The sequence below is a fragment of the Arthrobacter sp. R-11 genome, from assembly GCF_049913155.1.
Taxonomy (GTDB): domain Bacteria; phylum Actinomycetota; class Actinomycetes; order Actinomycetales; family Micrococcaceae; genus Arthrobacter.
The window spans coordinates 1-19,681 of record NZ_CP183979.1 but is presented as its reverse complement, the minus strand read 5'-3'; the positions used below and the strand labels follow the sequence as shown (position 1 = coordinate 19,681).

General features: G+C 64.7%; 18 protein-coding genes and 2 tRNA genes. 7 read left to right on the top strand and 13 right to left on the bottom strand.

What is annotated here, in order from left to right; translation table 11 throughout:
* Window positions 1–38 precede the first annotated feature (38 nt).
* The 5 genes from ACN9M4_RS00100 to ACN9M4_RS00080 all read left to right on the top strand — a co-directional run bounded on the left by ACN9M4_RS00100 (window position 39) and on the right by ACN9M4_RS00080 (window position 3,015).
* Window positions 39–548: a methylated-DNA--[protein]-cysteine S-methyltransferase gene (locus tag ACN9M4_RS00100; protein WP_426301171.1), complete on the top strand. Its 510-nt coding sequence runs from the start codon at window positions 39–41 to the stop codon at window positions 546–548.
* Window positions 548–1,051 carry an RNA polymerase sigma factor gene (locus ACN9M4_RS00095; RefSeq protein ID WP_426301169.1) on the top strand — a complete coding sequence of 168 codons (504 nt, stop codon included), beginning with the start codon at window positions 548–550 and terminating at the stop codon, window positions 1,049–1,051. The genes ACN9M4_RS00100 and ACN9M4_RS00095 overlap by 1 nt, the downstream gene beginning before the upstream one ends.
* Window positions 1,048–1,677 (top strand): methylated-DNA--[protein]-cysteine S-methyltransferase, encoded by a 630-nt coding sequence (locus ACN9M4_RS00090; RefSeq protein ID WP_426301167.1) that lies wholly within the window; start codon window positions 1,048–1,050, stop codon window positions 1,675–1,677. Before ACN9M4_RS00095 ends, ACN9M4_RS00090 begins: the two co-directional genes overlap by 4 nt.
* Window positions 1,674–2,357, top strand: a complete 684-nt coding sequence (locus tag ACN9M4_RS00085; RefSeq protein WP_426301165.1) for an alpha-ketoglutarate-dependent dioxygenase AlkB family protein — start codon at window positions 1,674–1,676, stop codon at window positions 2,355–2,357. The genes ACN9M4_RS00090 and ACN9M4_RS00085 overlap by 4 nt, the downstream gene beginning before the upstream one ends.
* Window positions 2,358–2,418: 61 nt before the next feature.
* Window positions 2,419–3,015 (top strand): DNA-3-methyladenine glycosylase I, encoded by a 597-nt coding sequence (locus ACN9M4_RS00080; protein WP_426301163.1) that lies wholly within the window; start codon window positions 2,419–2,421, stop codon window positions 3,013–3,015.
* A gap of 833 nt (window positions 3,016–3,848) precedes the next feature.
* On the opposite strand, the gene ACN9M4_RS00075 is transcribed toward ACN9M4_RS00080, so the two are convergent.
* Window positions 3,849–4,718, bottom strand: a complete 870-nt coding sequence (locus tag ACN9M4_RS00075; protein ID WP_426301161.1) for a rhomboid family intramembrane serine protease — start codon at window positions 4,716–4,718, stop codon at window positions 3,849–3,851.
* Between the two features lie 21 nt (window positions 4,719–4,739).
* Window positions 4,740–5,282, bottom strand: a complete 543-nt coding sequence (locus tag ACN9M4_RS00070; protein ID WP_426301159.1) for a peptidylprolyl isomerase — start codon at window positions 5,280–5,282, stop codon at window positions 4,740–4,742.
* A 153-nt stretch (window positions 5,283–5,435) separates the two neighbouring features.
* Between ACN9M4_RS00070 and ACN9M4_RS00065 the strand changes: the two genes are divergently transcribed.
* Entirely contained in the window at window positions 5,436–6,392 is a 957-nt protein-coding gene (locus tag ACN9M4_RS00065; protein WP_426301157.1) for a hypothetical protein, read from the top strand.
* A 115-nt stretch (window positions 6,393–6,507) separates the two neighbouring features.
* Window positions 6,508–7,383: a glycosyltransferase gene (locus ACN9M4_RS00060; RefSeq protein WP_426301155.1), complete on the top strand. Its 876-nt coding sequence runs from the start codon at window positions 6,508–6,510 to the stop codon at window positions 7,381–7,383.
* A gap of 142 nt (window positions 7,384–7,525) precedes the next feature.
* On the opposite strand, the gene ACN9M4_RS00055 is transcribed toward ACN9M4_RS00060, so the two are convergent.
* The 11 genes from ACN9M4_RS00055 to dnaA all read right to left on the bottom strand — a co-directional run bounded on the left by ACN9M4_RS00055 (window position 7,526) and on the right by dnaA (window position 19,681).
* Window positions 7,526–7,601, bottom strand: a tRNA-Ala gene (locus ACN9M4_RS00055).
* Window positions 7,602–7,673: 72 nt separating this feature from the next.
* Window positions 7,674–7,796, bottom strand: a complete 123-nt coding sequence (locus ACN9M4_RS00050; RefSeq protein WP_245413114.1) for a DLW-39 family protein — start codon at window positions 7,794–7,796, stop codon at window positions 7,674–7,676.
* Between the two features lie 48 nt (window positions 7,797–7,844).
* Window positions 7,845–7,918: transfer RNA gene (locus tag ACN9M4_RS00045), tRNA-Ile, on the bottom strand.
* Window positions 7,919–8,030: 112 nt separating this feature from the next.
* The gene (locus ACN9M4_RS00040; RefSeq protein WP_426301153.1) at window positions 8,031–8,684 is read right to left on the bottom strand and encodes a DUF3566 domain-containing protein; all 654 of its coding nucleotides are present in this window, start codon (window positions 8,682–8,684) and stop codon (window positions 8,031–8,033) included.
* Window positions 8,677–11,361 carry a DNA gyrase subunit A gene (gene gyrA, locus ACN9M4_RS00035; protein WP_426301151.1) on the bottom strand — a complete coding sequence of 895 codons (2,685 nt, stop codon included), beginning with the start codon at window positions 11,359–11,361 and terminating at the stop codon, window positions 8,677–8,679. Before gyrA ends, ACN9M4_RS00040 begins: the two co-directional genes overlap by 8 nt.
* Window positions 11,362–11,422: 61 nt before the next feature.
* Complete coding sequence (gene gyrB / locus ACN9M4_RS00030) at window positions 11,423–13,498, bottom strand: DNA topoisomerase (ATP-hydrolyzing) subunit B (protein ID WP_426301149.1); 2,076 nt, start codon at window positions 13,496–13,498, stop codon at window positions 11,423–11,425.
* Between the two features lie 400 nt (window positions 13,499–13,898).
* A complete protein-coding gene (locus tag ACN9M4_RS00025; RefSeq protein WP_426301147.1) occupies window positions 13,899–14,447 on the bottom strand; it encodes a DUF721 domain-containing protein in 549 nt (182 codons plus the stop codon).
* Window positions 14,434–15,627, bottom strand: a complete 1,194-nt coding sequence (gene recF / locus ACN9M4_RS00020; RefSeq protein WP_426301145.1) for a DNA replication/repair protein RecF — start codon at window positions 15,625–15,627, stop codon at window positions 14,434–14,436. The genes ACN9M4_RS00025 and recF overlap by 14 nt, the downstream gene beginning before the upstream one ends.
* Window positions 15,628–15,650: 23 nt before the next feature.
* Window positions 15,651–16,535: a phosphogluconate dehydrogenase (NAD(+)-dependent, decarboxylating) gene (gnd, locus tag ACN9M4_RS00015; protein WP_426301143.1), complete on the bottom strand. Its 885-nt coding sequence runs from the start codon at window positions 16,533–16,535 to the stop codon at window positions 15,651–15,653.
* A gap of 50 nt (window positions 16,536–16,585) precedes the next feature.
* On the bottom strand, window positions 16,586–17,710 hold the full coding sequence (gene dnaN, locus ACN9M4_RS00010; protein ID WP_426301141.1) for a DNA polymerase III subunit beta: 1,125 nt from the start codon (window positions 17,708–17,710) through the stop codon (window positions 16,586–16,588).
* 549 nt (window positions 17,711–18,259) lie between these two features.
* Window positions 18,260–19,681 (bottom strand): chromosomal replication initiator protein DnaA, encoded by a 1,422-nt coding sequence (gene dnaA / locus ACN9M4_RS00005; RefSeq protein WP_426301139.1) that lies wholly within the window; start codon window positions 19,679–19,681, stop codon window positions 18,260–18,262.

Here is a 19,681-nt window from a genome sequence, read left to right as displayed (position 1 = left end):
CGGCCTCACATTCCGCCCGCCTGCAGCGTCTACTTGATATGAGCAACAGGCACACCATCATCGAGTCCCCGCTCGGGGCCCTGACGTTGACGTCCCGGGACCGGGTGCTCAGCGGGATCTTCTACGAGGGCCACTGGCATATGCCGCCCAAGGAATTCTTCGGCGAACGTGCGGCCCCCTCGGATCGGGTCTTCGCCCCGGCCGTGGCTCAGCTTCGCGAATACCTGCGCGGGGAACGGACGGCCTTCGAGCTCGAGTACCAGGCCCAAGGCAACGACTTCCAGGAACGCGTCTGGGCCCGGCTTGAACACATTCCCTACGGGGAAACCGTCAGCTACGGAGCCCTCGCCGCCGAACTCGGCGACCCCAACCTTGCCCAGGCCGTGGGATCGGCGGTGGGCCGGAACCCGCTGAGCATCGTCATTCCCTGCCACCGTGTGGTCGGCAGCAACGGCCGCCTCACCGGTTACGCGGGCGGCCTCGCGAACAAGCGCTTCCTGCTCGAGCTCGAGGAGCCCGCCACCGTGAAGGAAAGCAAGCTCTTCTGATGGGCAAGCCGCCCTTTGAGAGGATCGTCAGCGTCCACGGGGCCGTGGTGTTGCGGGTCTGCCATGCCCTGCTCGGTGCCCACGATGCCGAAGACGCCTGGTCCGAGACGTTCCTGTCCGCCCTGAAGGCATACCCGGATCTGCCGGAGGACGCCAGGGTGCAGGCCTGGCTTGTCACCATCGCCCACCGCAAGGCCATCGACATCCTCCGCACCCGGCAGCGGCAGGCCCTGCCCATGGACGATCTCCCGCCCCGTGAATCCCCGCTCGGCATTCCGGGCGGGGGACACCCAGAGGTGCTCGACGCCGTCGGGCAGCTTCCGCCGAAACAGCGCCAGGCCGTGGCTTACCACTACCTTGCGGGACTGCCGTACAAAGATGTTTCCGAGCTGCTGGGGGTCACCCCCGAGGCCGCGCGGCGCGCCGGCGCCGACGGCGTCAAGGCCCTGCGTGCCGCCCTCGCAGACACGTCCAGCCCGGCTTCGAAAGGAACAAGCCGATGAACATCGAGCAGATGGACAACGAAGCGCTGCTGCCGGACGGATTCCTGCCCGGACTGGGGGAGCCAGCTCCCGGCAAGCTCGAGCGCCTGCACGCCCGCCTCGCGGCTGCCGCCGCGGACCGGCAGCTCATCGACGTTTCCTACCGCACCGTCGATTCCCCGCTCGGCAGGCTCTTGCTGGCCGCCACGGAACGCGGCCTGGTGCGCGTCGCTTTCGCCCTGGAGGACCACGACGCCGTGCTGCAGGCTCTGGCCGACAAGCTGGGTCCGCGGATCCTGGAGGCGCCGTCCCGCCTGGACGGCGCGGCCCGCCAGCTCGACGAGTACTTCGCCGGCGCCCGTCGCAGTTTCGACATCCCGCTGGATTTCGCGCTGAGCCGCGGCTTCCGGCTGAGCGTGCTGGAGCACCTTCCGCACATCGCCTACGGCAGCACCGAAAGCTACGCCCAGGTGGCGAAGGCGGCGGGCAGCCCGAAAGCGGTCCGCGCCGTCGGCTCCGCCTGCGCACGGAACCCGCTGCCCGTCGTCGTTCCCTGTCACCGGGTGGTGCGCTCGGATGGCTCCTTCGGCGGGTATCTTGGCGGGCCGGAGGCCAAGCGGACCCTGCTGGCGCTGGAGGCCGCATGACCGAACCGTTGTTCCCGCCGGAGCTGCTTTCCCTGCCCGACGCCGGCCCCCAGGGGATAGCGGAAGGCGCCGTCCATGTACCGGGCTGGCTGAGCACGGAGCAGCAGCGCTGGATCGCGGCCCGCTTCGGCGAATGGGCAGCGGGTCCAGTGCCACCGAGGGCTGCCGTGCTGCCCGGCGGGCATCCGATGTCCGTCCGGACTGTCTGCCTCGGGTGGCACTGGCAGCCCTACCGGTACACGCGGGAAGCGTTGGACGTCAACGGCCGCCGGGTGCTGGATTTCCCGGATTGGATGGTCAGGCTTGGCCGCAAGGCCCTTGCTGCGGCCGGCTCGCTGCCGGAAACGGCGGCTGGTTACACGCCGGACACGGCGTTGGTGAACTACTACGATGATGCGGCCAGAATGGGCATGCACCAGGACAAGGACGAGCGCTCCCCGGCACCCGTGGTCTCCCTGAGCATCGGCGACAGCTGCGTATTCCGTTTCGGCAATACCGAAGGCCGCGGCAAGCCGTACACGGACGTGGTCCTGCGTTCCGGGGACCTCTTCGTTTTCGGCGGAGCGTCCCGTTTCGCCTACCACGGGGTGGTCAAGGTACACCCGGGCACAGCCCCGCAGGACTGCGGGCTGGAGCACGGCCGGATCAACATCACCATGCGCGTCACCGGGATGTCGTAGCAATGTCGCAGCCAGGGCGCACAATGTCCACAGCAGCTTTGAACGTCCTTTGGAGGCACCCATGACACCGGCAGGCACCATCCTCGGCGAAGACGGCCTGGCACGTCCGCCCTGGGCAGCCACCGATCCTCTGCTTCGGGAGTACTACGACACCGAGTGGGGCATGCCGGTCCTGGATGAACACGGCCTGTACGAACGCATCAGCCTCGAAGGCTTCCAGGCCGGTTTGTCCTGGGCCACCATCCTGCGCAAACGGGAGGCGTTCCGTGCGGCCTTCCTGGACTTCGACCCGGAGAAGGTGGCTCGCTTCGGCGAGGCCGACGTGGAGCGACTCATGCTGGATGCCGGGATCGTGCGGAACCGCTTGAAGATCCGGGCGGCGATCACCAACGCCAATGCCACCCTCGCCCTGCGGTCCGACGGCGGACTGGTGAACTTTGTGTGGTCTTTCCGACCGGAGGCAACGCCGGCGCCCGCAACTGTCGCGGACCTTGCCACCCAGTCACCGGAGTCAGTCGCCCTGTCCAAAGCGCTGCGTAAGAAAGGTTTCGCTTTCGTCGGCCCCACCACCATGTACGCGCTGATGGAAGCCATCGGCATGATCGACACGCATCTTGTGGGCAGCCACCGCCGCGGGAGCTCCGGCATCTGGGACTGAAACCGCCGTCCCCGGCTGTCCACAAAAGTGGGCAACTTTATCCACAGCTGTGGAAAGATGATGTGGAAAGCAGCTCCAACAGCCCCGGAAGCCCGGTTTTCCGGGGTGTTCGAAGGACCGCTCTCGCTTGCCACGTTTTCCCCATGTGAACAAGGCTGTGGATCGTGGCCGGGGCTTCACCAAATGTTCATGGCATCGGGATGGAGAACTTCACCTCCGTGGACGAGGCACGGCGCACGCATTAGACAGCGCGCGGCGTTCCGGGGCCGGCATGACTCCAGGCCGGAAGTTACGCACTTAACAACAGGCCGCTTCCCACAAGTTATCCACAACTGGGGAAAAGCTGTGGTTACCTCCTCCGGAAACCCGCGGATTGCAGGGCTTTTCGGCGTGATTTAAGGGCTAGAACTACAACGGTGTGAGTTATTAACAGTGTTGAAAAGCCTGTTGATATCGCCAGCCGAGGGCGGCGGATTGCGGTTCTCCAAGGACTTTTCCACATCGTCCGAACGCGTGGCCGATTTGTCCACACAACCACAAGACTGTGTAGCAAAGTTATCCACAGCTGTGGATGGATTTGGGTATTTCGTCTGCTGTGCCCCCGGTAGCGGCGCGGACAAGGGAGGCGTCGAATGAACTACACAGCTGTAAGTTACACACAGTGTGGATAACGGCTGTGGAAAGTCTCGGGAGGTTTACCCGGAACGCTCAACGTCACTCCGTTCGGTGGAGTCCCGCTCCAGTTCAGTAAGGGGGAGATCAATGAACGGCATCTTGCCAGTTTGCTCCGCGAGGCTCTGGGCCCACAGGAGAGGTGGAAAAGTCAGCCGCCCTTAGACGGACGCCGTGCGGAAGACTGTGGCAAGGACAAGCAGCAGCGCGACGACGGCGAGACCGCCGGCCTGGAAAAGGACGCGGCGTGGTCCGCGGGGAGCATAGGCGACAGCGGCGGCGCCGAGGGCCCCGGTGATGAACCCACCGAGGTGTGCCTGCCAGGCGATGCCCGCGACCATGAAACCGATGACCCCGTTGATGGCGATGAGGATCCACAATTGCGTGGTGTCGCCGCCGCGGTGCCGCTGGATCACCAGCAAGGCGCCGAACAAGCCGAAGATTGCACCGGAGGCGCCCACCACTGCGGTGACAGGAAGCAACGGGGTGAGAAGGAAGTAGCCTGCCGAGCCGCCGATCGCGGACAACAGGTAAATGGCAAGGAAGCGCGCCCGCCCGAGCAGGGGCTCCAAGGCCTGGCCGAAGATCCACAAGGTGTACATGTTGAGCGCGATGTGGAGCACGAAGCCTTGTGAATGAAGGAAAGCGGCGGTGAGCATGCGCCAGGGCTCAAACTGGCCGTACTGCGGATCCGCGAAAACGGACGCGAAGGCGAAGTTCTGGAAAATAGCGTCCCCGGGAACGATCCACTGCAGGACGTAGACCAGGACGCATGCGGCGATCAGCGCGAGCGTCGCCACCGGCCGGCCCGCAACGGCGGTGCCGCCATAGACGGAACGTACTGACGGCGTCGAACGCTTCAGTTCGTTGACGCAGTCAATGCATTGGAACCCGACGGCGGCCGCCCGCTGGCATTCCGGGCACGCCGGGCGCCCGCAACGCTGGCACCGCACATAGGAGGGCCGGTCGGGATGCCGGGGGCATACCGGAACGCCTGCTGACGGCCCGGCCGCCGGGTATCCAAAGCTCATGTGCTGTTGAGGCTCCGGGAATCAGAGCTGGACGACGTCGATGCTGTTGATGACGACGTCTTCGACAGGGCGGTCGCCCATGCCGGTGCGGACGGCCTCGATGGAGTCGACGACCTTCTTGGACTCGTCGTCGGCGACTTCACCGAAGATGGAGTGCTTGCCGAACAGCCAGTCGGTGTTGACGGTGGTGATGAAGAACTGGGAGCCGTTAGTGCCCTTGCCCATCTGGATGCCGGCGTTGGCCATTGCCAGCTTGTACGGCGTGTTGAAGTTCAGTTCCGGGTGGATCTCGTCGTCGAACTTGTAGCCAGGACCGCCGACGCCGCGGCCCAGCGGGTCGCCACCCTGGATCATGAAGTCCTTGATGATGCGGTGGAAGATGGTGCCGTCGTACAGCGGGGTGCCGGTCTTGTCTTCGCCGGTCTCCGGGTGGGTCCAGGACTTCTCACCGGTGGCGAGGCCGACGAAGTTGGCCACTGTCTTGGGCGCGTGGTTGCCGAAGAGGTTCACCACGATGTCGCCGAGGCTGGTGTGGATGGTTGCTTTTGCGGTTGCAATGGTCATGGCCCCCATTCTTTCATGCACGGTCAACGCGGCAGGGGCCCGAAAGCCGGTTCCGCGCTCGGTGAAATCTCCCGGATTACCTCGGATGAATAGCCGGTGCACGTCTGGCGACGTAGGCTAACAACAAACGAGCATGTGTATCGGGAGGTAGTTGTGAAGAAATCAGACCGGATTGCCCGCGACCTTGAGCACTCTGTGGCAGCAGGAGTAGATACCGCCAAAGACTGGGCTGCACCACGCGTCGAAGCTGCCGTGAACTGGGCAGTTCCCCGTATCCAGCATGGAATCGATACCGCCTCGCCGAAGATCCAGGAAGGGCTTAAGTCGGCCGCACACAACCTGGCCGACGGCGTCGCAACCGTTACCCCGAAGCTCCAGGAGGGCCTGGCGAACCTCGCCCCGAAGATCCACGACGCCGTCGAGGACGCCTCGCCGAAGATCCAGGAAGCCTTGAACAAGGCAACCCCCGCCCTCGGCGTCGCCCGCGACAAAGTGGTGGAGGAGTACCTGCCGAAACTGTCCGAGCAGCTTGGCCAGGCGTCCACCGCCGTGCACCATGTCCTCGAAAATGCGCCCGCCCAGGTTGACGCCGTCGCCCAGAAACTGGTGGATTCCGGCGTCGTCCACAACCTCCAGGACCAGGCACAGGCCGCCGGAGCCCAGTTCAAGGCGGTTGCCGAAGAAACGGGCAAGGCGGTCGCCGCCGAGCTCGGACGCAAGGAGAAACCCAAGAAGCGCGGCCTCCTGATCGTCACGGTGATCGCTGCGGCCGTGGCTGCAGGTGTTGCCGCCTGGAAGGCGTCCAAGCCGGTTGAGGACCCGTGGAAGACCCCGGTTCCCGTGACGCCTGCGCCGAACTCTTCCCCGATTCCGTTCCCGACGCCGGACGCGGTCAAGGCAGAGGGGGAGGCCGCGGGATCGGTCAAGGACACCGTCACGGAGACCGTCAAGGAAGCCGCTGAGGAGGTCGCGGACAAGGCGGCCGAAGTTGTGGAGGAAGCGAAGGAAACCGCCGCCAAGGTGGCCACCGATGCCAAGACCGCGGTGAAGAACATCGCCGCAAGCCTGCACAAGGATGAAGACAAGGACAGCAGCAAGTCCGAGGGCTGACCCCGGACCAACCTTCCAATGAGGGGACTCCGCGTGGCGGGGTCCCCTCATTGTTTGTCCACACGTCACCGGCAGCTCCCTCGCGGGCGGGAAAGCTGGTGTTAGATTTATCTGGATGTCAGCCGATAGATCGCCCGAAGAACCCGCACCTTCTGACGCACCCAGGCCGGAAGTCTCCATCGTCATCCCGGCGTACAACGAGGAAAGCGTCATCAGACAGTGCCTCATCGCCGCCATTTACCAGTCGGTTCCCGCGGCCGAGATCATCGTCGTGGACAACATGTCCACCGACCGCACAGCCCTGATCGTGGCCCAGATGCAGCAGGAATACCCTGAAAGTCCGATCCTCCTGCTGAGCCAGGACCAGGCACAGGGCCTCATCCCCACCCGCAACTTCGGGCTCAACCATGCCACGGGCGACGTCCTGGGGCGCATCGACGCTGACTCAGTGCTGGAACCCGACTGGGTGGAACAAGTCCAGAACGCCTTCATGGACCCGGATGTCCAGGCCGCCACCGGCCCGGTGGTGTACTACGACATGCCCATGCGCCGCTTCGGGCTCAAGGCCGACGACAAGATGCGCCAACTCATGCTCCGCCTGGCCAAGCACCAGTACCACTTCCTCTTCGGATCCAACATGGCGCTGCGCCGCACTGCCTGGGAAACCATCCGCGACGAAGCCTGCCTGGACGAAAAGGATGAGATGCACGAGGACATCGACCTCTCACTGCATCTGGCCGAGCACGAGCTGCGGATCCAGTACTGGCCGCAGATGGTGTCCGGCATGTCGGCCCGCCGGCTTGAGGATTCACCGCGGGACTACCGCTACTACGTGACGCGCTTCGACCGGACCTACAAGGCGCACAACGTCAAGAAGATGGCCTTGAAGGCTCCCATGGTCGTCTTCTTCTCGGTGTACTTCCCGGCCAAGCTGCTGCGCGCCATCCACACCGCGAGCTCCAGCCAGAGCGTCCGCCGCGGCGGCCAGTAAACGCCAGCGAACTGCGCTGCCCGGCGGCCCGTACCGGAAGCGGCGGTGACCGGGTGTCCGCCGTCGCCGCTTGTGCGGCGTCATGTCGTGTTTTTGGGAAAACGAAAGAGTCCCGGTCATTCCTGACCGGGACTCTTTTCTATGGTGGAGGCACGGGGACTCGAACCCCGAACCCCCTGCTTGCAAAGCAGGTGCGCTACCAATTGCGCCATGCCCCCATAAGAAGCAACCCATCAATACTACCGCAGAACTTGCACTGGCTTTCACCAGCTCCATTCCGCCGATCCTGGCTAATCAACCGTATCGGTTGCCTGGCTCCAGACCGTCTTCCGGGCTTCGGACTCCTGCACCTTCCGGTAGAGCAGGACGCCTGCGATCGCAGCTGCCACAATCAGCAACTTCTTCACATGCACCCCGTTCCGGTCCTTGCGGACCTTTACCGTGGAACCGTGCAGGTTCCGTGGGCGTACCAGGACTTGAACCTGGGACCTCTTCGTTATCAGCGAAGCGCTCTAACCGCCTGAGCTATACGCCCCGATGCCTCATCGGGCCGAGATATGACTCTACAGCACATCCCGGCCCGATCTCAAATCGAGGCATTCGGCCCCGCTTTTCCGTCGAAATTCCGCGGATTTTCGGGGATTTTGCTAGTCGTCGGTGAGCGTGACGCCAATACCGCCGACGAGCGTTGCCGAAATGTTATAAAGCACGGCGCTCAGCATGGACAGGGCGGTCAGCAGGACCACGTTGACCACGGAAATGATGGTGGCGAAGGACAGCACCTGGCCCAGGGAAGCGACCTTCTTCAGCTCGAAGCCGCCCCCTTCGGAACCTGCGAGGGTGCCGAGGAGGCTGTCCACCTGGTCGAAGATCCCGGTGAGGTCCAGGACCGTCCAGAGCACCATGGCTGCCACTACGGTAACAATTCCGAGGGCCACGGAGAGCAGGAAGGCCATCTTGAGTACAGACCAGGGGTCCACCTTGCTCACCAGCAGGCGTGCGCGGCGGACCTTGGCCTTCGGAGCGGGTTTCACGAGTCCGGGGGCACCCGGACGCTGGCCGGGAGCTGCGGGACGGGCGGCCTGGGACCGCGATCCCGGAGCCGCAGGACGCTGGCCCTGCGGGGCGGGTCGCTGCGTGGAAGCCGCGGGTCCTGCCGGGCGCTGGGCCGAAGCCGGAGCGCCCGCCGGGACCGGCGGACGGGAACCAGCAGCGGCGCCTGCCTGCGGGGTGCCGGAAGGCTGACGAAGTCCGCCGGGGACGTCTGTGTTCGGCTTGGGATACGAGTCAGGATTACTCATTCGTTCCTCCGGTGTTGTCTTCGTTCAGCTCGGTACCGGGATCCTGGCTGCTGTCCGCTTCGGGTGTCCCGGCGTTGGATGCGGCCGCCTGGCCGGCGCCGCCGTCTGCAGCCAAGGTTACGTTATCCACGGCTCCGGGCTGCTGTTCTTCATCCGTCTCTTCACCTTCGAGGCCGCGTTCGCTGTTGCGGGCCACCTCGATGATGCGGTCGTTCTTGTCCGGCTTGGCAAAGATGACGCCCATCGTATCGCGACCCTTCGCAGGGACACCGGCGACGGCGGAACGGACAACCTTGCCGCCTTCCATCACCACCAGGACTTCATCCTCGTCCTGGACGATGAGCGCGCCGACCAGGTCACCCCGCTCTTCGGCCAGTTTGGCCACCTTGATGCCGAGGCCGCCACGGCCCTGCAGACGGTATTCCTCGACGGCGGTCCGCTTGGCGTATCCGCCTTCGGTCACCACGAAGACGTAGGAACCGTCCTTGACGACGTCCGCGGCCAGCAGTTCGTCGTCTTCGCGGAACTTCATGCCGGTCACGCCGGAGGTGGCGCGTCCCATCGGGCGGAGTGCCTCGTCCGTGGCGGTGAAGCGGATGGACTGGCCCTTGCGGGACACCAGGAGGAGGTCGTCGGTTTCGGACACCAGCTGTGCCGAGACCAGTTCGTCCTCGTCGCGCAGGTTGATGGCGATGACGCCGGCGCTGCGGTTGGTGTCGTAGTCCTCCAGGCGCGTCTTCTTGACCAGGCCGCTCTTGGTGGCGAGCACCAAGTAGGGAGCCTGAGCGTAATCGCGCAGGTCCAGGACCTGGGCAATGTGCTCGTCGGGCTGGAACGCCAGCAGGTTGGCCACATGCTGGCCCTTGGCGTCGCGGCCGGCTTCGGCAAGCTCGTAGGCCTTGGCCCGGTATACCCTGCCGAGGTTGGTGAAGAAGAGCAGCCAGTGGTGGGTGGTGGTGACGAAGAAGTGTTCCACGACGTCGTCGCCGCGCAGCTGGGCGCCCTTGACGCCCTTGCCGCCGCGCTGCTGGGAGCGGTAGTTGTCGCTGCGGGTGCGCTTGACGTAGCCGCCCCGGGTGATGGTGACCACCACTTCCTCTTCGGGAATCAGGTCTTCCATCGACATATCGCCGTCGAAGCCCATGAGGATGTGCGTGCGGCGGTCGTCGCCGTGCTTGGCCACGATTTCGGCGAGCTCGGTGCTGATGATTTCGCGCTGCCGCTGCTCGGAGGCCAGGATCGCGTTGTATTCGGCGATCAGGGCTTCGAGTTCGGAGTGGCGGTCCTGGATCTTCTGGCGTTCCAGGGCTGCCAGGCGGCGGAGCTGCATGTCGAGGATGGCCCGGGCCTGCAGCTCGTCGATGTCCAGCAGTTCCATGAGCCCGTCGCGAGCGGCTTCGGTGGTGTTGGACGCACGGATGAGGGCAATGACTTCGTCCAGCATGTCCAGCGCCTTGAGGAGGGCACGCAGGATGTGTGCTTCTTCCTCGGCCTTGCGCAGGCGGTACCGGGTCCGGCGTGCGATGACGTCCATCTGGTGGGCCACCCAGTGCCGGATGAAGGCATCCAGGCTCAGGGTGCGCGGGACGCCGTCGACGATGGCCAGCATGTTCGCGGAGAAGTTGTCCTGCAGCTGGGTGTGCTTGTAGAGGTTGTTCAGCACCACCTTGGCCACGGCGTCGCGCTTCAGCACGATCACCAGGCGCTGGCCGGTGCGGCCCGAGGTTTCATCGCGGAGGTCCGCGATGCCCTGGATCTTGCCGTCCTTGACCAGTTCGGCGATCTTGATGGCCAGGTTGTCCGGGTTGGCCTGGTACGGCAGTTCAGTGACCACCAGGCAGGTGCGGCCCTGGATTTCCTCGACGTTGACCACGGCACGCATGGTGATGGAGCCGCGGCCGGTGCGGTAGGCCTCTTCGATGCCCTTGTGGCCGAGGATGGTTGCGCCGGTGGGGAAATCAGGGCCCTTGATGCGTAGCAGCAGTGCTTCGAGGAGTTCCTCGCGGGTAGCGGTCGGGTTGTCCAGCGCCCACTGCACGCCTTCTGCGACTTCGCGGAGGTTATGCGGCGGGATGTTGGTGGCCATACCGACGGCGATACCGGAGGAGCCGTTGACCAGCAGGTTCGGGAAGCGCGCCGGCAGGATGGTGGGTTCCTGGTTCTTGCCGTCGTAGTTGTCCTGGAAGTCGACGGTTTCCTCGTCGATGTCCCGAACCATTTCCATGGCCAGCTGGGCCATCTTGGTTTCTGTGTATCGGGGAGCTGCAGCGCCGTCGTTGCCGGGCGAGCCGAAGTTGCCCTGCCCGAGCGCCAGCGGGTAGCGCATGGTCCAGTCCTGGATCAGGCGGACCAGGGCATCGTAGATCGCCATGTCGCCGTGCGGGTGGTAGGTACCCATGACGTCGCCCACCACGCGGGCGCACTTGTTGAAGGAACGGTCCGGGCGGTAGCCGCCGTCGAACATCGCGTACAACACGCGGCGGTGGACCGGCTTCAGGCCGTCCCGGACGTCGGGGAGGGCGCGGCCGACGATGACGGCCATGGCGTAGTCCAGGTAGGACCGTTGCATTTCGGTCTGCAGGTCCACCTGTTCGATGCGGTCAACCAGCACGTCGCCTTCAAGAACGGTTTCCGGGGTGTCCTGTTCCTCGGGTACCTCGGGGGTTTCGTCACTCATAGTATGTATTCCGTTTCAGGTATATGTCAGTTCGGGAATCTAAGTGGGCTGAAAAGCCCCTTTAGATATCCAGGAACCTGACGTCCTTGGCGTTCTGCTGGATGAAGTTCCTGCGCGACTCGACGTCCTCGCCCATCAATACGGAGAAGATCTCGTCCGCGGCCGCGGCGTTCTCCATGGTGACCTGCAGGAGCGTGCGACGGTCCGGGTCCATCGTGGTGTCCCACAGTTCCGTGTAGTCCATTTCGCCGAGGCCCTTGTAGCGCTGGATGCCGTTGTCCTTGGGCAGGCGCTTGTTCATCGCGGTGCCCTTGCGGATGGTTTCATCGCGCTCACGGTCGCTGTAGACGTAGTCGTGGTTCGCGTTGGACCACTTGATGCGGTAGAGCGGCGGCTGGGCCAGGTACACGTAGCCGTTCTCGATGAGCGGGCGCATGTAGCGGAACAGCAGGGTCATCAGCAGGGTGGTGATGTGCTGGCCGTCCACATCGGCATCGGCCATGAGCACGATCTTGTGGTACCGCAGCTTGGAGATGTCGAAATCCTCGCCGATGCCGGTGCCGAAGGCGGTGATCATGGACTGGACTTCGTTGTTGCCCAGGGCTTTGTCCAGGCGGGCGCGCTCCACGTTAAGGATCTTGCCGCGCAGGGGCAGGATGGCCTGGGTCTCCGGGTTCCGGCCTCGTTTGGCTGAACCGCCTGCGGAGTCACCTTCCACGATGTACACCTCGCAGCGCGAGGGGTCCTTCGAGGAGCAGTCCGACAGTTTGCCCGGCATGCCGAAGGATTCCAGCGGGCTCTTGCGGCGGGCGTTGTCGCGGGCCTTGCGTGCAGCCATCCGGGCCTGGGCGGCCTGGATGGCCTTGCGGATGACGTCGCGGGCGGGGCCGGGGTTGCGTTCCAGCCAGTCGCCCAACTGGTCCGTGACCACGCGCTGCACAAAGCCCTTGACCTCGGAGTTGCCGAGCTTGGTCTTGGTCTGGCCTTCGAACTGCGGCTCGGAAAGCTTGACGGAGATGACGGCGGTCAGGCCTTCACGGATGTCGTCACCCGTGAGGTTGTCGTCCTTCTCCTTGATGATGGACTTTTCCCGCGCGTAGCGGTTGATCAGTGACGTCATCGCCGCGCGGAAACCCTCTTCGTGGGTGCCGCCTTCGTGGGTGTTGATGGTGTTCGCGTAGGTGTGGACGCTCTCGGAGTACGCGGTGGTCCACTGCATGGCGACCTCGACGGCGATGTGCCGCTCCGTGTCCTCGGTTTCGAAGGCGATGACGTCCTCATGGACGATGTCGACCTTCTTGCTCGAGTTCAGGTGCTTGACGTAGTCCAGCAGGCCCTCATCGTACTGGTACACCACGGTGCGGTGTTCGGCAGGGACTTCGCCTTCGGTGGAAACCGCGTCCAGGTCCAGGTCCTCGCCGTCGGCGCGCTTGACCGGGCGCTCGTCCGTGAGGGTGATCCGCAGGCCCTTGTTGAGGAAGGCCATCTGCTGGAAGCGGGCGCGGAGGGTCTCGAAATCGAACTCGGTGGTTTCGAAGATGCTGCCGTCGGGGTAGAACGTCTGCGAGGTACCCGTCTGGCCCGTGGCCTCACCCATGACCAATTCGCCCTGCGGCTTGCCGCCGTCGGCGAAGGACATCCGCCAAACGTGGCCCTGCCGCCGGACTTCGGTGTCGACCCGGCGCGAGAGCGCGTTCACTACCGAGATGCCGACGCCGTGCAGGCCGCCGGACACCGCGTAGCCGCCGCCGCCGAACTTGCCGCCGGCGTGCAGGATGGTCATGACCACCTCGACGGTGGGCTTGCCCTCGGTGGGGTGCATGTCGACCGGGATGCCGCGGCCGTCGTCGACGACCTTGACGCCGCCGTCGGCCTGGAGGGTTACTTCGATATGGCTGCAGTAACCGGCCAACGCTTCATCGACGGAGTTGTCCACCACCTCGTAGACCAGGTGATGAAGGCCACGGGGACCGGTGGAACCGATGTACATGCCGGGACGCTTGCGCACTGCTTCGAGGCCTTCAAGCACGGTGATGTCACTGGCGCCGTATTCCCGGGCACCGGCGGACGCGTCCGGAATGCTGGCAATGTCCTCCGCGGGGTCAACTGCCAAAATCTCTGCATTGTCGTTAGCCACAGGCGCTTTCGACTCCTCTGTGTTCGATGGTCGCCGGCCGTCACCGCACGCAAGCGAGCAGGTCCGGGAAGGACCCTCCACAGGAATGCAGCGGCCGCCAACAGGGACGCCACTGATAACGCCGGCGACCCCTTGACTGGCGGATCCGCAGCTCACATGCATTGCTGCGGGGCCAATCAACTGTTCGCCGGCGCCCAGTTGTCTATCCACGATTCTATCGTGTCGAGGCCTCCAAGCCCGATTTGCCCGGGGCGGTTCGGCATAAACGTGCCCCTGACAGGCCGCTAACCCCGTCTGGAACCGCCCAAAACGGCACCAGTCGGGGAGCTATACGGCCGTGGTGCGTTCCCGGCCGCTGTGCGCGATTTTCGGGAAGTGTCCGCGGAGAGCGGAAAATCGCTCAGCCGTAGGTGTCCCGCGGGCCCCGGCCGTTGACGCTACGGCCGCCTTTTCGCCAGTTCGGCGCCGTCGGGGCAAGGACATGAATCGCTGTCACCACGCCTTCTCCAAGTTCTTTTCGGAACAGTTCCAGCAGGCTCGAATTCAGCAGCCGCAGCTGCGTGGCCCAGGCCGTGGAATCGCAGCGCACATGCAAAGTGGTGTCAGTGAAGCTTTCCGGGGTGCAGTGGGCGGAGATTTCCGGGCCCACCAGGGCATCCCATTCCGCCATGACAGATCCCACGGCCACCGGGGAAGTCCAGCCGCGCTCGGCCACCAGGCGACCGACCACCTTGCCCAGGCCCAGGGGGTCCCGGCCGTTGCCATGGAATTGGCTGAAGCCGCGGGTATCCCGCAGCCCTTTCCGCTTTGGCGCGGCTTTCCCGGGGGCGGCCCGGCGCACTTCGCCGCGGGCCGCAGCGGCCTCGCGCATCCGGTTCAGGGCAGCCTGGGCGGCGTCGATCCGGTCCGGCTCGCGGCCCGGCTGCAGTCCGCCGTCATCCTTCACCATCTATGCCTCCGGGGACAACCTTCACCCGCCGTCCGGCCAGCTCTTCGGGGATATCTGCGTCGACGGCGGCCGTCACCAATACCTGTTCGGCACCGGCGACTATTGCGGCAAGTTTACGCCGCCTTTGTACGTCCAGCTCCGCGAAAACGTCATCCAGGATGAGGATCGGGGCCGATCCGCCGGTCAGGGCGTCATCGAGCATCACATAGTAGGACGCGAGGCGGAGCGCCAGGCACATCGACCAGGTTTCACCGTGCGAGGCATAGCCTTTCGCCGGAGCCTCGCCGAGCAGCAGCTCAAGCTCGTCCCGGTGCGGGCCCACCAGCGAGATGCCGCGCTCGAGCTCCTTGCGGCGCGCCGCCGCGAAAGCCTGCACGTACCGCTCGCTGAGCTGTTCGACGCTCAGCTGCCGCAACTCCTCCACCCCGACGCCGGCCCCGGCCCCTCCTTCGGCGGGGCCGCCGTCGTCGTCCAGTACTCCCTGGAGCGTCGAGCGGTACAGCGCGTTTGCGTCCTTCGACCCGTCCGTGAGCTGGGCATATGCTCGCTGCAGATGCGGACGGAGCCGTTCCACCAGCTCAAGGCGGGCGTGCAGGAGTTCGGCGCCGGCCCGGGCCATGTGCTGATCCCAGACGTCGAGGGTCGCCTCATGCCCGGCGGTGAAGCGGCCGGCGCGGGCGGACTTCAGCAGGGCGTTCCGCTGCTTGAGCACACGGTCGTAATCGGCGCGGGTGGCTGCATGCGCAGGAAGGAGGCTGACGAGCATTTCGTCCAGGAAACGGCGCCGGTTGGACGGATCGCCCTTCACCAGGGCCAGGTCCTCCGGAGCGAACAGGACCGTCTGGCAGATGCCCAGGATGTCCCGTGCACGCACGGGATTTCCGCGGTTGATCCGCCCCCGGTTGGCCCGCCCGGCGTTGATTTCGAGTTCGACGACGGTGGCCTGGGTCCCGCGCACGAGCTTCGCCCGGATCATGGCGCGTTCGCTACCGAAACGGATCAGCGGGGCGTCGGTGCTGACCCGGTGCGAACCCAGGGTGGCGAGGTAGCCGATCGCCTCCATGAGGTTGGTCTTGCCGATCCCGTTGGAGCCGACCAGGACGGTCACTCCCGGGCCGAGCTTCAGGTCAACCTGGGCATAGCTGCGGAAATCGCTGAGCGAAAGGTGTTCGAGATACACGCGTCCTGCCGGCCTCCGGCCGCTTAGCTGGACGGACGGGTTGCGTGCCCGCCGAACTGGTGACGCAGGGCGGACACCATCTTCATGGCCGGGGAGGATTCTTCCCGTGAAGCAAAGCGCGCAAAAAGCGCTGCGGTGATGGCCGGGGCAGGAACCGCGTTGGCGATGGCTTCCTCCACGGTCCAACGGCCTTCGCCGGAGTCCTCCACGTAGTCATCGATCGAGGCCAAGCCCGGATCCTCGTCAAGGGCCTTCACCATGAGGTCCAGCAGCCAGGAACGCACCACGGTGCCCTTCTGCCAGGCGCGGAAAGTGCCGGGCAGGTCCTTGACGATGTCCTTGGCTGCGAGCAGTTCGTAGCCTTCGGCGTACGCCTGCATCAGCCCGTACTCGATGCCGTTGTGCACCATCTTGGCGTAGTGGCCTGCACCGACGCCGCCGACGTGCACGAAGCTGTCGGCCCGATCGCCTTCAGGACGGAGAGCGTCGAAGACCGGCATGGCGAGTTCGATGTCTTCAGCCGAACCGCCGGCCATGAGGCCGTAACCGTTCTGCAGGCCCCAGACACCGCCCGATACGCCGCAGTCCGCGAAACGGATGTCCTTGGAGGCAAGGTATTCCGCATGTTTCTGGTCCTCGGTGAACCGGGAGTTGCCGCCGTCGATCACCATATCGCCGCTGCTGAGCTTCTCGCCGAGCTCGGTTACCACGGCGTCGGTGATGTCACCGGCCGGAACCATGACCCAGACGATCCGCGGGCTGGGAAGGGCGGCAAGCAGCTGATCGACCGTGGCGACATCCGTGACGTCGGGGTTCCGGTCGTAGCCGGTGACCTGGATTCCACCATTCCGCATGCGTTCGCGCATGTTGAAACCCATTTTTCCAAGGCCGATCAATCCGATGTGCACGGTGTGAACTCTCTTCTGCGATGTGGTGGCGGAACTGCGCAAGCCGCGGCCTAGTTGGGCAGGCGGACCGGCATCACCAGGTAGCGGTAGTCGTCCTGGTCATCGCCGTCGGCCTCGACCTGGGCGGTGATCATGGCCGGCTTGGGCGCACTGGTGAACGAGAAGCGCACGAACTTGCTTTCGATCACGCTCAGTCCCTCGATCAAGTAATGCGGGTTGAAGGCCACGGTGATCTCCTCGCCGGTGAGCTGGGCTTCGAGCTCTTCGGAAGCCTGGGCGTCTTCGCCAGTGCCGGCATCCAGGCTGAGCTGGCCAGGGGTGAAGGCCAGGCGAACCGGAGTGTTGCGTTCGGCCACGAGGGACACGCGGCGGACGGCCTCGATGAGTTCCTGGGTCTGCACGGTTGCATGGATCGGCGTGGATTCCGGGAACAGGGAGCGGATCTTCGGGTAATCGCCATCCACCAGCAACGAGGTGGTGGTGCGGCCTCCGCTTTCGAAACCGATCAGGCGGCTGTCGTCGTCGGCCAGGGCCAGGTTGATGTCGCCGCTGCCGCCTAGGGTCTTGGCGACTTCGTTGAGTGTCTTGGATTTCACGAGGGCGCTCGTGGAAAGGCCGGGCGTGACAGGTTTCCATGGCACTTCGCGCATGGCCAGCCGGTAGCGGTCGGTGGCCAAGAGGGTGATCAGATCGTCTTCGATCTCCATCCGGACGCCGGTGAGGATCGGCAGTGTGTCGTCCTTGCTGGCCGCGATGATCACCTGGGATACGGCCTGGGCGAAAGCGTCCCCGGGCAGGGTGCCGCTGACGGCGGGCAGCGCCGGAAGCGGCGGGTACTCGGACTCGGGCATCGTCGCAAGATGGAAGCTGCTTCGGCGGCAGCTCAGGGTCACCTTGCTGCCGTCGGTTTCGACGTCGACTGGTGCCGAAGGCAGGCTGCGGCAAATGTCCGCCAGGAGGCGGCCGGACACCAGGATGGTTCCTTCGGTGGTGATGTCCGCAGGAATTTCAAGCCGTGCCGAGGTTTCGTAGTCGAAGCTCGAGAGGCTGACGGTGCCGGCTTCGGCTTTGAGCAGGAGGCCGGAGAGAACGGGAACGGGCGGCCGCGGAGACAAGGATCGGGCTGTCCACGTGACGGCTTCTGCCAGGACATCCCGGTCGACTCTGAACTTCACGGAAGGGTGCCGCCTTTCATTGCTGTCGCATACGCGATCGCTGCTGCCAATGCTCTTGGTGGAAGCTCCGGAGAGCCGCCATCGGCCCCTGGGGACCGCTGCCTGCCCGGTGTGGCCACCGTGAATGACAAGAAATCCGGCCCGGAGGGACACGATGCTGACAGCTTAGCCGGAAGTCCGGGCTTTAACCCATCCCTCAAGGTGCCGGCTGGTGCGCAGCACCGCCTCGATCTGCGGGGCGGGCCGGTCGGAAGGAGATTGTTGTTTGAGGGATCTGGATTTCTTGGGATTAGTAGTGTTAATAACCCTTGTGGAAACTGTGGATAACCGCCCCTCGCCGCAGTGATCCGCGGTTAACGCCTGTTCACGGCATGTGGGCAGCCTGGGTTTTAAACAGGGTGTGGACGTGGACAACCCCCAGGGCGGTTTTTAACGATCCACAGGCGCCTTAAGGGTTTTAAGCCCATTAACTGCGGTTCTCCCCTTAACTGTCCACAGGCTTATCCACATGTACCTGTTAATAAGGTATGTAGTGCTCGTGCAGCTGGCTCAGGAATCGCGCTGCTGCTGCTTGATGCGGTTGGTCAGTTCCGTGACCTGGTTGTAGATGACCCGGCGTTCGGCCATGAGTTCGCGGATCTTGCGGTCGGCGTGGATCACGGTGGTGTGGTCGCGGCCGCCGAGCTCCTGTCCGATCTTGGGCAGGGACATGTCCGTCAGCTCGCGGCATAGGTACATCGCAATCTGGCGCGCGGTCACCAGGGTCCGGGTCCGCGACTTGCTGCAGAGTTCCTCCATGCTGAGCTTGAAGTAGTCGGCCGTCTGCTTCAGGATCTGGTCCGCGGTGATCTCCTGGGCGCCGTCGTCGGTGATCAGGTCCTTCAGGACCATCTCGGCGAGGGCCACATCCACCGGCTGGCGGTTGAGGCTGGCAAATGCGGTGACGCGGATCAGGGCGCCTTCGAGTTCGCGGATGTTGCTCGAAATCTTGGAGGCAATGTACTCCAGGGCGTCATCCGGTGCAGACAGGCCTTCGCTCTGCGCCTTCTTCCGGAGGATCGCGATACGCGTTTCGAGTTCCGGCGGCTGGATGTCGGTGAGCAGGCCCCATTCGAAGCGGGACTTCATGCGGTCTTCGAAACCCGCCAGCTGCTTCGGCGGCAGGTCGGAGGTGATGACTACCTGCTTGTTGTTGTTGTGCAGGGCGTTGAAGGTGTGGAAGAACTCTTCGAGAGTCCGGTCCTTGCCGGCCAGGAACTGGATGTCGTCGATCAGCAGGACATCCACGTTCCGGTAGGTGGTCTTGAAGCTGGCGCCTTCGTCGTCGCGGATCGAGTTGATGAAGTCGTTGGTGAACTCTTCGGAGTTGACGTAGCGGACCCGGATCCCGCCATAGAGCCGGCGCGCGTAGTGGCCGATCGCGTGCAGCAGGTGCGTCTTGCCCAGCCCCGAGTCGCCGTAGATGAACAGCGGGTTGTAAGCCTTGGCCGGCGCTTCGGCGACGGCGACGGCGGCCGCGTGGGCGAAGCGGTTGGAGGAGCCGATCACGAATGTGTCGAAGACATACTTCGGGTTTAGGCGGCCGAATTCGTGGGAGGTGCTGGGCGGGGTGGGCTGCGGCCGCAGTTCCACGGCATCGTCCGCTCCGGCGGAAAGCTCGACGGCGGGAGCCTGCTCTTCGTGGACAGGCACCAGCTCGGTGTCGACGTCGATCGCGCAGCGGACGTCATCCGAGAAGACGCTCCGCAGGGCATCGTCCAGGGCATCCTTGACCTGGGTCTGGAGGACTTCGCGGGTCAGTTCGTTGGGGACGGCCACCAGGAGGGTGGAACCGATGAGGCCCTGGGCCTGGGCAAGGATGACGAAACCGCGCTGCCGCGGGCTGACCCGCTCGTCCTGTTCGAGCAGGCTCAGGACCCGGCGCCAGGAACTTCCGACAGTATTGGCGTGGTTGGTCTCGTCTACCGTCAT